We start from the raw sequence: 13,171 nt of genomic DNA on the forward strand, positions 1-13,171 counted from the left end.
GATGGAAGGATGCCTGTTTTGTGTGCGCATGATGCGGCGCATGTTCTGTTCCTCCGTTAAAGGATTTTCAGTCAAAGATTTTCCACCGATTCACTTGAATTCGTGCTATAATAATCTTCACTAGATGGATTTTGAGGGGATGGCGAGAGTATGAAGAAGATGGCGCTGAGTTTGGCTTTGGCTCTGGCGGTGGCCTTGGGAACAGATGCCGTTTCGTTTGCGGCACTGCCGCAAACGCAGGCTCGTGTGCAGGTGCAGCAGCAAGCGGCGAAGACGCTGACGGGCGTGCGCTTTGGTACGAGCGACGAGCGTGAGCGCGTTGTCTTCGACTTGACGACGCTGCCCACCTACGAAGTCCATACGGAAAACGATGGACAGAGGATCGTGCTTTTCCTTGCGGGCGCACGCAGTCAGGTCGTGCAGCCGGAGATTTCGGGCAGCATGGTCGAGAGCGTGCGCGTATCGGCTGTGCCGCAGGGCGTCAAGGTCATCATCGATCTTGCGGCGCCGGCATCTTACGAGATCAAGACGCTGGCGAATCCGACGCGCCTCTTCATCGATGTGCAGAAGGAGTATGAGGTCGTTTCCGAGGAGACACCTGCGCCCGGTTTGAAGCTCTCGACGCTCAAGAGGCTCGACGCTCGCGGCCGCCTGACGGGATGGGTGCTGGAAGCTGATCCTGCCCGCTATCGCGCCGTGCCTGTGCTCGCCAAGGGGGCTGTGCCAGGACGTGCTTCAGTCAGCGCGATGTCAGATATGGCAGGAGCCGCTGCGGCGATTAATGCATCCTATTTTGCACCGAGCGGCGAGATTCTGGGTCTTTTGAAGCTGGACGGCACGATTGTCGGCACGACGTACTTTCGGCGCAGTGCTGTGGGGTTTGACGCCGACGGCAGGGCATATTTCGGCCCTGTCGATTACAGCGGAACGGTGACGCTCGGCAAGAGAAGCTGGCCCGTGGGCGGCGTCGATGCGGAGCGCGGCGAGGATAGTCTCGTGATCTACAATCATTACTATGGATCGACGACGCGCACGAATGAATACGGACAGGAGTACATCGTCCGCGGCGGCAGAGTTGCTGCCGTCAACACGGCGGACAGCACGATTCCGAAAGACGGCCTCGTCATCTCAGTACACGGCAAGGCGAAGGATGCCTTCGCCCAAGTGAAGGTCGGCGATGCTGTGCGTGTAGAGGAGGCGATCGGTGCGCCTTGGGAGAGCCTGCCGACAGTCATCGGAGCAGGCCCGATGCTTGTCAAGGATGGTATTGTTCATGTGACGTCGGAGGAGGAGGAATTTCCTCCCGATATCGCACGCGGACGTGCGCCGCGCACAGCGTTCGGCGTGACGGCGGCTGGGCATTACCTGCTCGCCGTCGTCGACGGACGCCAGTCGCACAGCATTGGCTGCACGCTGCAGGAGATGGCGGAGTTCATGCTGCAGTTCGGCGCCGTTCAGGCGATCAACTTCGATGGCGGCGGTTCGAGTGCGCTCGTCGTCGGTGGCGAACTCGAGAACAGTCCGTCCGACGGGCAGGAGCGTGCCGTCGGCTCGGCGCTCGCGCTCTTGCCGCGCTGACGACGACTCTTCTTATAGTTTTTGTTGGCACATCAGAAAGAATTCGCTATAATGGAGGAGATGTAAATGAAAAAAATACTGACATTTGGTCTTTTTCTTGGTGTTATACTGCTCGCTTTCCATGCTTTGAGGGCAGAGGCGGCAGTGGATGTGAAGTCTGGTATTGCCGGAACAGTCACATGGCGGGCTGAGCCGGGAAGTACGCTTGCGGCGGGTGCGGAGATCGTGCGCGTACGCACGTTGACGGGCGAGGTCGCGGCGGCGCGTGCCGAAGAGGACTGTAGCGTGAGCGAGATGCTCGTCTCCGTCGGCGATGACATCGCTGCGGGACAGGTCGTCGCGCGCTTGAAAAAACAGGATGAATGATTGCGAGGGAAGACTCCCTCTTTTGTGCCGCTCTCCAATCTGTACGAGGTGATATGTTTGCGTAATTTCAAAAAGAAGATGCTCGCGCTCAGTTTGTCGCTGTCTCTTTCCATGGGCGTGGTGGCAGCGGCTTCCCTGCCACCGACTTTGCCGCTTTCGGAGGTATACCCGGGCATGGAAGGGACGGCGTACACTGTGGTCGATGAGTCGGGCGAGATCGTGCCGTTTCACGTCGATGTCGTCGGCACATATGAGGAAGGCTCGTCGACGAACCGCATCATGGCGAAGGCGTCAGGCCCTGTCGTCGAGCGCACGGGCGGCACGCTGCAGGGCATGAGCGGTAGCCCTGTCTATGTGGACGGGGCGCTTGTCGGAGCGCTTTCGGCGGGTATCAAGGGCATGAGCCTCTATACGTTTTTCATCACGCCGATCGATGAGATGCTGCCCATCTGGGATATGCCCGACTACAAGGCGGTTCATTTGAAGAAGGAAAAGAAGGAAAAGGCAGCGGACGCCGATGAGCCGATGGGCGAGGGCATCGGTGAAGGTGCTGGCGAAGGCGGCGAAGGTGGGACGGAGCAGACGGCAGGAAAGCGTGCCAAGCTCGAAAAGGAAGAACTGCCGGAGCTAGCCGGGGGGACAGCGGAAAAGCCTGACAAGAAGCCAGCAGGAAAGCAGGGAAAAGACTCCGAAAAGAGAGAGAAAGCAGAGAAAGAAAAATCTGCAGCTGCTGAAGAAAAGAAGACAAAGGCAAAGGAGAAGCCTGCGCCTGAGAAGGAGGAGTCTGCAAAGGCAGAAGAGAAGCCTGCGGGAGAAAAGAAAAAGCCTGCAGAAGCGGAGAAGAAGCCTGCGGGAGAAGGAGAAAAGCCCGAAGGAGCGAGAAAGAAGCCTGCCAAGGCGAAGGGAAATCCTGCTGAGACAGGGAAGAAACCAGCCGAGGCGATGAAAGAGCCGACGAAGGAGACGAAAGAACCGGCAGAGGCGTCAAAGAAGCCGGCAGAAGAGAAACCTGCGGAGAAGAAGCCCGTGCCTGAAGAAGGTGCGAAGCCAGCAGCGAAGAAGCACGAGACGCAGGCGAAGTCGACGCTCTATCTCGCAGGATTCGGTAGAAGCGGCTCCGCCTATATGGAGGATAAGCTTTCTGCCCTCGGTTTCAAGGCGGGCGAGATGCCGGCATTCGGCACGCCGACGCCAGGCGCACATGTCGTCTATGATGCGGCTCTCGCGCCCGGGAGCGCCGTCGGTGTCGCCGTTTCTTACGGCGATTTTTCCGTCGGCGCGACGGGGACGGTGACGGCGGTCGACGGAAAGCGCGTGCTGGCCTTTGGTCATCCGTTCCTGCACAAGGGAAATGTCAACTACTTTATGACGGACGCCAAGGTCGTCGGAACGATCAGCGGCCCGACGGACGGCATGAAGATTGCGAGCATCGGCAACATCATTGGACGCATCAACCAGGACCGAGAGGCGGGCGTCGCCGGCATCATCGGCGCATTTCCCGAGAGCGTGCCGATGCGCGTGCGCGTGAAGGACACGTCGCTCGGCTATGACAGGAAGTTTGCGGCGCAGATCGCCTACGACGAGGATTTTCTGCCGGTTCTCGTGCCTGGCATCGCTTACGCAGCGATGGGCAAGACATCGGATACGATCGGCGAGGCGACGGCGAACCTCAAGTTCACGATTCGCACGACGGCGGGCGAGGATGGCAAAATCGAGCGCTCGAACATGTACTATACAGCCTCGGACGTTGGACAGGCTTCCGTGGGCGAGTTGGCGCAGGTCATGACGCTTCTCTGTCAGAATGCGGAGGAGGAAGCCGACGTGACTTCGATTGACGTTGACATCGAGATGGAGAGTACGCGCAAGACGGCCTCTCTGATTTCCGCTGTGCCCGAAAAACCCTCGGCAAAGCCAGGCGAGACGGTAAATTTTCGCACGACGATCAAGCCCTTCCGCAGGGAGAAGGAAGAGCTGCTGATTCCCTACCATGTGCCGGAGAGCCAAGCACCGGGCGTCCTGAGTCTCGATGTGCGCGGCGGCAGTTTCATCCCCGTGACGGCGGCTCTTTTGCAGAACGCGCTCGGCATCGATACGAGCGCCGAGGAGGACAAGACGCAGACAACGGCGGACAAGCTCAAGCAGTTCCTGCAGCTCGGTAGGAACAATGAGATCATCGTAGCGCCTGCGATCGCGCCCAAGCTGCCCCTTTCAGCGGAGGAGAAAAAGGAAGCGAAGAAGCGCCTGAAGAAGCCAGAGAGCGTACTACGGAAGAAGCAGGAGAAGCGCATTGACCTCCTCGGGCAGAAGGCGAAGGAGCAGGGCAATCCCTTTGAGACGAAGTTCGAGACGGGTTATGTCATAGACAATGTGATCCATACTTCATTGCTGATTGAGGAAGAGGATAAGAGATGATGATGCGGCTGTTGGAGAAAATCGGTTCGTTCGTGCTCGAAAGATTCGAGTGGGTCGGCTCCGTCATTTTGCTCCTTGCCGCCGCCGTTAAAGAGATGCGCCGCCCCTTGCGCTTCCGACACATCTTCGCGCAGATGTCGCATCTCGGCGTAGATTCACTCGCCATTGTCGCCTTGACGATGCTCTTCACTGGTATGGTCATGACGTTGCAGGTCGCGCATGAGTTCATCCGCTTCGGCGCGCAGTCGACGATCGGAGGCGTCATAGCCATCGCCATCGGGCGTGAGCTTGGCCCCGTGCTCGTCGGTGTCGTTTGCGCAGGGCGCGTGGGGTCTGCCATCACGGCGGAGATCAGCACGATGAAGGTCACGGAGCAGATCGACGCCCTGCGCGTCATGGCGACGAGTCCAATCGGCTACCTCGTCGTGCCGCGCATGATCGCGTGTATGTGCATGGTGCCGCTCCTGACGGTCTTCGGAGACGTCATCGGTGTCTTCGGCGGCTGGTTCGTCGCTGTGCACTATGCGGGCATCGCCTCCTATACCTTCACGAACTCCATCCATGTCTTTGTTGTGCCACACGACGTCACGGGCGGACTCATCAAGGCAGCGGTGTTCGGCGTCGTCATCGCCGTCCTCGGCGCATGGTACGGGCTTCATGCGCCCGAAGGAGCGGAGGGCGTGGGACGTGCCACGACGAAGAGCGTCGTAGCGGCGATCGTCTGCATTTTCTTTTTGAATGTGTTCCTGTCATTCTTGCTTTATTGACGGGTTGAGGTGGAAAATATGATACGGCTGGAAGGTGTGACGAAGAGCTTCGCTTCCCATGAGGTGCTGCACCCTCTCGATCTCTGCGTCAAAGATGGTGAGACGCTCGCCGTCATTGGCGGCTCTGGTTCGGGCAAGAGTACGCTCCTTCGGCTCATCATCGGGCTGATCCGTCCGACCTCGGGCAGGATTTGGATCGATGACGCCGAAATCTCACAGATGACGGAAACCGAGCTTGACCAGGTGCGCCTGAGGATGGGCATGGTCTTCCAGTATTCGGCACTCTTTGACTCTATGACCGTTGGCGAGAACGTCGCCTTTGGACTTCGAGAGCACAAGCATCTCAAGGAGACGGAGATCTCGCGCATCGTGCGTGAGAAGCTGCATCTCGTCGGCCTCGATGGCAGCGAGTGCATGATGCCGGGGGAACTGTCGGGCGGCATGAAGAAGCGCGTGAGCTTGGCGCGCGCCATCGCCATCGACCCATCCATCATCCTCTACGATGAGCCGAGTTCGGGACTCGATCCCCTGACGTCGGCGAAGATTGACGACCTTATCATCGAGACGCAGAGGAAGCTTGGTGTGACGAGCGTCGTCGTGACGCATGATATGGCGAGTGCCTGCCGCATCGCTGACCGCATCGCCATGCTGCATAAGGGATCGCTGATCGCACTCGATACGGTCGAAGGGTTCAGAAAGCTCAAAGATCCGCGTGTCCGTGCGTTTTTTCGTGCGGTGGAGACGGAAGAGAAGGAGGCGGGTTTATGACGACGGAAGCGAAGGTGGGAGCGTTCACGCTTGTCGGCATCGCGATTTTGACAGCAGTGCTTCTGCAGCTTCAGGGATTTTCTTTTTCGACGAGCCGCAATTATACGATTTATGTAGGTTTCACGCAGGTTGTGGGCCTTGCCCCGGAAGCGGACGTGCGCTATGCGGGTGTGCTCGCGGGCAAGGTCAAAGCCATTGAGCCGGAGGGAACGGGCGTGCGCGTGACGCTTTCCGTCCATCCTGATATCCGTATTCCGAGAGATGCACGAATCTCTCTCGCGGCGAACAGCGTCCTCGGCGACAAGTTCGTCCTCATCTCGCCGGCTGGATCGAAGAGTACGGATTACTTGAAGGACGGAGACTTCGTCATCGGCGCGGACGAGACGAGCGTCGATTCCGTACTTGAGAACGTGAGCAAGGCGGTGGCTGATGTGCATGACCTTCTCGGCTCGTTGAACGACATCCTCGGCAATCCGCGCATGAAGGAGTCTGTCCTCGGCTCGGCGGAAAATGTGCGCGAGGTCACGGCGCACATCCGCGATCTCACGGCCGTGCTCGGGCGCGTCGCGCTGCAGAATGAGGGCAATATGCACGCGATGATGGAGGAGATGCGCACGATCTTGACGAACCTTGCCGCGACGACGGAGACGGTTCGCCAGATGGCGGCGGACGTCTCCGACGGCGGCGCGACGGCCGCGAATCTTCGCTTGACGCTGCTGAACGTCGCCAAGGCGAGCGAGAACATCCGGCAGGTGGCGGAGGAACTGCACGACGTCACGGGCGACCCTGCGGTGCGCGAAGATCTCAAGGCGACGATCCATCAGGCGCGCGCCGTCACAGAGAAGGCGAACGACACGCTTGATAACTTAAGCAGCATAGAGACGCAGCCTTCGGTTGATATTCTCTACAGCGGCAAGAATCGTGACTGGATCACGAACTTCAATGTCGACGTTTCCAAGGAGGACAGGCCCGACCGCTTCCTGCGCGTTGGCGTCGAGGATATCGGCGAGGGGAACGATCTGAATCTTGAGGTCGGCCGCACGAAGGGCAGGCTCGGTGCGCGCGCCGGACTCATCGCTGGCGAGCCGGGCGTCGGGCTTGATGCGAATGTGGGAAATCGCTGGCGCTTCTCCGCCGACGCCTACGATCCCGACGACTTCCGTCTGCGCCTTTCCGCGCAGTATCGTCTGCGTGAAGATACGTATCTGATGGGACAACTCAAAGATCTCAACCGCAGCGAGCGGCGTGCCGCCTACTTCGGTCTGCACCAGTCATTTTAGGAGGAATCATTGTGAAGCAGTCAAAACATTTTTCCAAGAAGCTTGCGGCGCTCGTCGCGGGCGGGCTCTTCTCCCTGAGCTTCGCATCTGCGTCCGCAGCGGAGACGCGCTCTCTCGCGCTCTCCGAGAGCGTGGAACTGGCGCTTGAGAACAATCGCTCGATCAAGTCGTCCGTGACCGATGTGGATGCGGCGGACTGGGCATACCATGAGGCGCGCCGTACGGCAGGACCGAAGCTCACGCTTTCGACGCAGGGCAACCGCGTCGGCGGCAAGGCATACAAGATGTACGACCATGACTATGCTTTTCGGAGCAGCGCGGCGCTTTCCTTCCCGCTCTACACGGGCGGCAGTATCGAGCGTGGCATTGAGGCGGCGCGCTACGGTGTGAACAATGCCGATCTCGCGCTCGAAGGCACGAAGCAGGCGGTGCGTTACCAGACGACGGGACAGTATTTCAAGGCGCTTGAATACCGAAATCTCATCAAGGTCAGCGAGATGTCCGTCGCCAATTTGAAGGGTCATCTGGCCAATGTCAACGCGCAGTACAAGGTGGGCACGGTCGCACGTTCCGATGTGCTCGCATCCCAGGTCTCGCTCGCGAACGCTGAGCAGAGTCTCGTGAACGTGACGAACAACTACGACGTCGCCATCGCCGAACTCAATAAGATCATTGGCTTACCGACGGACACGAAGCTCTCGCTGGCGGACGAACTCGCCTACAGAAAGTATGATCTGAGCCTTGAGGACTGCACGGAGTACGCACTCGCGCACCGAGCGGACGGCATCGCGGCGGACTATGCCGTGCGTCAGGCGAACGCTGCCATGGAGGCGACGCGCGGCGCTTCGCTGCCGCAGGTCAGCGCAGCGGCATCCCGCACGGTCGGCGGCGACAGCCTCTTTTCCAACAACACCGATTCGGCGGACACTTGGTCGATCGGCATACAGGCGAACTGGGCGGCCTTTGACAACAACGTGACGCAGGCGCAGGTGAACCAGAAGCGTGCGGCGGTGCACAAACTGCAGCAGGCGGCGGAGGACACGCGCGAGCAGATTGCGCTCGACGTGCAGACGGCGTACCTGAGTCTTCTGGCGGCGGAGAAGAACATCAAGACGACGAGCGTCGCCGTCGAGCATGCCGTCGAGGACTTCAAGATCGCGCAGGTGCGCTACACGGCTGGCGTCGGCACGAACCTCGACGTGACGGACGCCGACGAAAAGCTCGTCGCGGCGCAGACGAACTACTACGATGCGCTCTACAACTACAATCTCAGCAAGGCGGCGCTCGACCGGGCCATGGGTCTGCCCGTCGATCTCGACACCGTTTCCTACCGTGAGAAGGTTGACGCCAAGTACTACAAGGCGGCGAAGGAGCAGGCCGAGACGGCGCTCTACCATACGGATGAGGCGGCGGAGAAGATGGCCGCCGAGCAGAAGCTGCTCGATGAGAAGAGCCGGAAGAGCCGCACGGCGAAGGATGATGCGATGATTCCCGTGACGCACGGCGCACCCGCCAAGACCGCACCTGTCAAGACAGCAGAAAAGGATGCGGCGGCCGAGGCGGCTGCCGCCGGGGAGATGTAAAGCGCATCGAGCCGCGATATCCTTTCGTGCCGCAGAATTTGAAAAAGATACAACGAGGAGGAAGAGCCGATGAAGAAGGGGCGCATTGTTTTCGCTGCAGTCGTCATCGCGCTCTTCTTTTTTATGCTCGTTTGCGGCACGGCGGCTTACATCGCCTGCACGGGCGCTTACGTTGAGGAGGCGGGCAGGACGCTTTCGGCAAAGGCGTCCGAGTCGCTCGGTGTTCCCATCGCCATCGACGCCGTGCGGGTCGAGTCTTGGCATACGCTTGCCCTTGACGGCATCGCAGTGCAGGACAGGGAGGGAGAGGAGATCCTTCGCGCCGCGCACGCCGAGGTGGAAATGAGCCTCTTCGCGGCTCTTTCCTCATCGCCTGTCGCTGCGATTTCCCATGTGACGGTCATAGAGCCGTCCCTTTCCCTGCAGCAGCGCGCGGACGGAAGCTGGAATGTCGCCGACCTCGTGCAGCAGGAAGCAGGGGAAAATGATTTTTGCGGCAAGGTCAGCGTGAAGGAAGGAAAGGCGAACGTTGCCGTTTCGGGCAAGGAAATCGCCTTGGAGGATATTGGGGCTGAGCTTGACTTCGCGCACAAGTCTTCTGCCTCCGTCGAAGCTGAGGCTAGATGCAAGGATGCACCGCTTGCTGTCGAGGGAGAAGTCTCGAAAGAGCGACAGGAACTGAAGATCCAGGGGGAAAATATCAATGCGATGGATTATATCGCATTCCTGCCCGAGGGTGTGCTTCCCGATGAGATCGAGCCGCAGGCGCTGCACGTCGACGAGGCGGCGCTGAAGCTCGTGCGCGAAGCGGATGACGTTTCGCTCGCGGGCGATGTGCGCCTTTCAGGCGCGAAAGCGCTCGTCTATGGCGAGGAGGTTGAGGCGTCGCGTGGACTCGTCGTCTTTTCGGGCAAGGAGGCGCGCATCTTTTTGCGTGCTTCTGCCGAAGAGCAGCAAGCGTCCATTCATGGGAAGGTCGCTTGGCAGGAGGAAGTGCCGAGCTTCAACTTCGTCGTCGAGTCCGCGGCCTTCGATCCGTCGAAAATCTTGGCGCAGAGTCCTTTTCAAGGTTCGGTGCGCGTCCTCGCTTCCGTTTACGGCACGCCGCAGGACTGGAAGGTTGACGGAGAGTGCGAAGCCTCAGCCGCGACGCTCTACGGTACATCGCTTTCAGCGGTGAAGGCGAAGGGTCACTATGAGGACGGCCTTCTGACAGCGAGCGGCGAGGCAGAAGCCTTGGGAGGCACGTTCGAGGGTGGGGGGATGCTCCGCACGGCGGACGGCTCCTACAGCGCACACGTCGAAGCGAAGGGGCTTTCGGGCGAGGAAATCGCCGCCGTACTGCCTGTGGACGGCCTTTCCCTGACGGGGAATTGCACTGCGGACGTCGCATTGAGCGGCAAGGGGACGGATTTGGCAGATCTTCTCGCGTACGGTACTTTTTCGGGTGAGGGAGCGGCCTTCGGCGGCATTGCGGCCGAGAAGGTTTCCGCATCGTTCTTCAAGCAAGGGGAGCTTCTTCATTTCGATAACCTCAATGCGTCGTTCGCGGCGGGCGGCACGCTCGTTGTCGAGGGTGACGTACGGGGCGGCACGGCGCTCGACCTGCGCTTTTACGGTACGGCATTGCCGCTGGCGCTCGTCGACGCCTTTGTGCCCGAGGCCGAGGGAGCGGGCACGCTCGACATCGCGGGTGCAGTGCGCGGCGCCGCGTCGAATCCTGCCATTGAGGCGGATTTCGAGGGGACGGCGGGAAGTCTCTTCCATCAGCCCTTCGACGCATTCCACGGCGCCGTGCACGGCAGCGCCGACAGCATCGTCATCGACCGCTTTTCCGTGGAGCGTGCGGGCAAGGAGACGTGGATCGCTGAGGGAAGCGTTGGCCTTACGGGCGAGAGACGCATCGACTTGCGCGTCGATTCCATCGGCGCGCGCATGGAGGACATCGCGGCTCTCGTCGCTCCCGATCAGCCGATCACGGGCAACGTCGACAATACGATCCGCTTCACGGGAACGCTCGACAATCCGTCGGCGGTCGGCTACATCCATCTCTATCGCGGCAGCTACAATGGCTACATCCTCTCGGGCATGGACGGCGACTATTATCTGGAGAACGGCGTCGTGCGCCTGCAGGACTTTCATATCTTCTCACCGCTCGTCGACGTCGACCTCAACGGCACGGTCACGCGCGATGGTGCGCTTGATCTCTATGCCGATGTACATGATGTGAGTCTCGACCGCTTCGGCAGCAGACTGCCGTACCCGGTCAGCGGCCACGGCACGTTTGCTGGGCATATCGCGGGTACGCTGCAATCGCCTGAATTCATCGGTGTGCTCGATGCAAAGACGCTTCAACTCAACGGACAGGCGATCGAGTCCGTGCACGGAGAGATCGTCTATGGCGCAGATGTGCTGCGTGCCGAGAATGTCCACTTCAAGCAGAACGGCGGCGCCTATGCGATGAAATGCACGGCGAATCTCGAAACGCAGGCGCTTGACGGCATATTGAACGTCGAGAACGGTGACGTGCGCGCTCTCTTCGCGATTGCGAACCTCAAGAATGACATCCTCGACGGAAGATTGAACGGCACGATCCGCCTTGGGGGCACTTTGGATAATCCTATGGCGGCGCTTGATGCCGTTGTTGTCGAGGGCAAGGCGGCAGGCTACGAGATCCGTGATATGGCTCTGAACATTAATCTCGCCGACCACGTCGTGACGATCAATGAACTCCATGGCAGGCAGGGCGACGGCGTATTCGCAGCCAAGGGACGCATTCCATTGGATGGCGCGACGATGGATGCGCAGTTTGCCGCGAACGGCATCCCCGCCGGCATGGTTGCGAAGGCGGCGGGGGCAGACGCTGACGTGCGCGGTACGATCAATCTCGCCGTGCAGTTCGGCGGCACGCTGGAGAACCCGCAGGCGAACGCCTCCGTTGAAGTGAAGAACGGTGGCGTAGGTGCGTCGACCTTTGATGATATGACGGGCTTGGCGAGCCTCAAGGACAGCGTCATCAACATCGAGCAGCTTCATGTGAAGAAGAAACTTGGCGAACGCGACTACAGCGCGAGCGCCAAGGGAAAGATTCCCGTGAGAAGCTTGACGGCAGCCGCCGATGAAACGGTCGCATCGTCCGATCAGATTGATCTTTCGCTCGCGCTCGACAATGCCGACCTATCGCTTCTGCCGATTCTCTCTCCCGCCGTCGAGTGGGCGCTCGGTCCGACGAAGGGCAAGGTGCGTGTGACGGGGACGCTCGAAAGGCCGCAGTTTGCTGGCGAGGTCAGTCTTGCGGACGGAGCGCTGAAGTTCAAGGACGTCGCGACGCCCGTCACGGAGATGAAGGCGCGGCTGCGTTTCTTTGGCAACAGCATCACGCTGGAGGATTGCACGGGCAAGATGGGGACAGGCTCTTACCATATCGCGGGCAGGACGTCGTTCGACGGCGGCAGGTGGCGCGATTATGCGCTCGATTTTAAGGCGGATGAGCTTTCTGTCGTCAGCAGTTTCTATGACGGTCCCTTGAGTGCAGACTTTCACATCGAAGAGGGTGAGATGTTCGGACAGAAGATGCCGAAACTCACAGGAGACATCCACATCCATCATGCGACGCTTTCCGTTCCATCCCTTCCCGATGCCGAGAGCGCACTGCCCGAGATGATCTTGGATGTCGGCGTGACACTCGGCGAGCGCGTGCGCTTCTATGATCCTGCCCTCTATGATATGCGCCTTTCAGGCGCTTTCCGCTACGGCGGCACGACGCAGCACGTCGAGCCTTCCGGCACGATTCTCGTCGAGCGCGGCACGATCACGTACAACAAGACGCGCTTTACAATCCGCGATGGCGAGGCGTACTTCAACCAGATTGGTTCATTCTTGCCGAGCCTCACGCTCGAAGCGGAGGCGCACGTCGGCAAGGTGCGCATTTTCCTGCATTCGAAAGGCCCCATCGGGGCGATGGAAACGCACCTTAGTTCGATGCCCGAAATGAGCGAGACGGAGATCGTGAACCTCTTGACCTTTCAGACGCCCGATCTGAAAAGTTCCCAAGCGCTCACATCGCTTTTGACCTTCGGTCTTTCCATGACGGTTCTCGGCGAATTCGAGACGAACGTGAAGAATGCGCTCGGCCTCGATGAATTCCGCATCGCGGGCGAGGATGTGACGACGACGGACAAGGACGCCATGAAGCCGGGCGAAACGGCGCACGGACTCGAATATACGCTGGAAGTGGGCAAGTACATCAACGACAGGGTCATGCTGCGCTACAAGCAAGGCATCGGCAACAAGGTGCGCGAATTCGGCGTGCGCTACGACTTCAACGACCGCATGAGCATCTATTGGAACCGTGACGAGGATTCGCAGTCCGTCATCGGTATCGAAGCGCGCATCAAGTTCTAAGCGCGAGGAGGAT

Annotated in this window: 8 protein-coding genes; all 8 read left to right on the forward strand. The window is 59.8% G+C overall.

Annotated elements, in window-relative coordinates; all coding sequences use genetic code 11:
• Positions 1-150: 150 nt before the first annotated feature.
• The 8 genes from RWS31_RS06455 (at position 151) to RWS31_RS06490 (ending at position 13,158) form a co-directional block, all read left to right on the forward strand.
• Positions 151-1,578, forward strand: a complete 1,428-nt coding sequence (locus RWS31_RS06455; RefSeq protein WP_314596851.1) for a phosphodiester glycosidase family protein — start codon at positions 151-153, stop codon at positions 1,576-1,578.
• Positions 1,579-1,644: 66 nt separating this feature from the next.
• Positions 1,645-1,944 (forward strand): acetyl-CoA carboxylase, encoded by a 300-nt coding sequence (locus tag RWS31_RS06460; protein WP_314596853.1) that lies wholly within the window; start codon positions 1,645-1,647, stop codon positions 1,942-1,944.
• 78 nt (positions 1,945-2,022) lie between these two features.
• Entirely contained in the window at positions 2,023-4,356 is a 2,334-nt protein-coding gene (locus tag RWS31_RS06465; RefSeq protein ID WP_399553742.1) for a SpoIVB peptidase S55 domain-containing protein, read from the forward strand.
• Positions 4,356-5,123, forward strand: coding sequence for an ABC transporter permease (locus tag RWS31_RS06470; RefSeq protein ID WP_314596974.1), 768 nt, complete (start codon positions 4,356-4,358; stop codon positions 5,121-5,123). The genes RWS31_RS06465 and RWS31_RS06470 overlap by 1 nt, the downstream gene beginning before the upstream one ends.
• Positions 5,124-5,141: 18 nt before the next feature.
• Complete coding sequence (locus tag RWS31_RS06475) at positions 5,142-5,891, forward strand: ABC transporter ATP-binding protein (protein ID WP_314596855.1); 750 nt, start codon at positions 5,142-5,144, stop codon at positions 5,889-5,891.
• Positions 5,888-7,171, forward strand: coding sequence for an MlaD family protein (locus tag RWS31_RS06480; protein WP_314596856.1), 1,284 nt, complete (start codon positions 5,888-5,890; stop codon positions 7,169-7,171). The genes RWS31_RS06475 and RWS31_RS06480 overlap by 4 nt, the downstream gene beginning before the upstream one ends.
• 11 nt (positions 7,172-7,182) lie before the next feature.
• A complete protein-coding gene (locus RWS31_RS06485; RefSeq protein ID WP_314596858.1) occupies positions 7,183-8,754 on the forward strand; it encodes a TolC family protein in 1,572 nt (523 codons plus the stop codon).
• Between the two features lie 69 nt (positions 8,755-8,823).
• Positions 8,824-13,158, forward strand: coding sequence for a translocation/assembly module TamB domain-containing protein (locus tag RWS31_RS06490; protein WP_314596860.1), 4,335 nt, complete (start codon positions 8,824-8,826; stop codon positions 13,156-13,158).
• Positions 13,159-13,171: the final 13 nt, after the last annotated feature.

Origin of the sequence: uncultured Selenomonas sp., assembly GCF_963528755.1 — a bacterium.
Lineage (GTDB): Bacteria > Bacillota > Negativicutes > Selenomonadales > Selenomonadaceae > Selenomonas.

Excerpts from the sequence above, each read along its gene's own strand:
- RWS31_RS06470 (WP_314596974.1), top strand. The coding sequence starts at position 4,356 with ATGATGCGGCTGTTGGAGAAAATCGGTTCGTTCGTGCTCGAAAGATTC.
- RWS31_RS06490 (WP_314596860.1), top strand. The coding sequence starts at position 8,824 with ATGAAGAAGGGGCGCATTGTTTTCGCTGCAGTCGTCATCGCGCTCTTC.
- RWS31_RS06455 (WP_314596851.1), top strand. The coding sequence starts at position 151 with ATGAAGAAGATGGCGCTGAGTTTGGCTTTGGCTCTGGCGGTGGCCTTG.
- RWS31_RS06460 (WP_314596853.1), top strand. The coding sequence starts at position 1,645 with ATGAAAAAAATACTGACATTTGGTCTTTTTCTTGGTGTTATACTGCTC.
- RWS31_RS06480 (WP_314596856.1), top strand. The coding sequence starts at position 5,888 with ATGACGACGGAAGCGAAGGTGGGAGCGTTCACGCTTGTCGGCATCGCG.
- RWS31_RS06465 (WP_399553742.1), top strand. The coding sequence starts at position 2,023 with ATGCTCGCGCTCAGTTTGTCGCTGTCTCTTTCCATGGGCGTGGTGGCA.
- RWS31_RS06475 (WP_314596855.1), top strand. The coding sequence starts at position 5,142 with ATGATACGGCTGGAAGGTGTGACGAAGAGCTTCGCTTCCCATGAGGTG.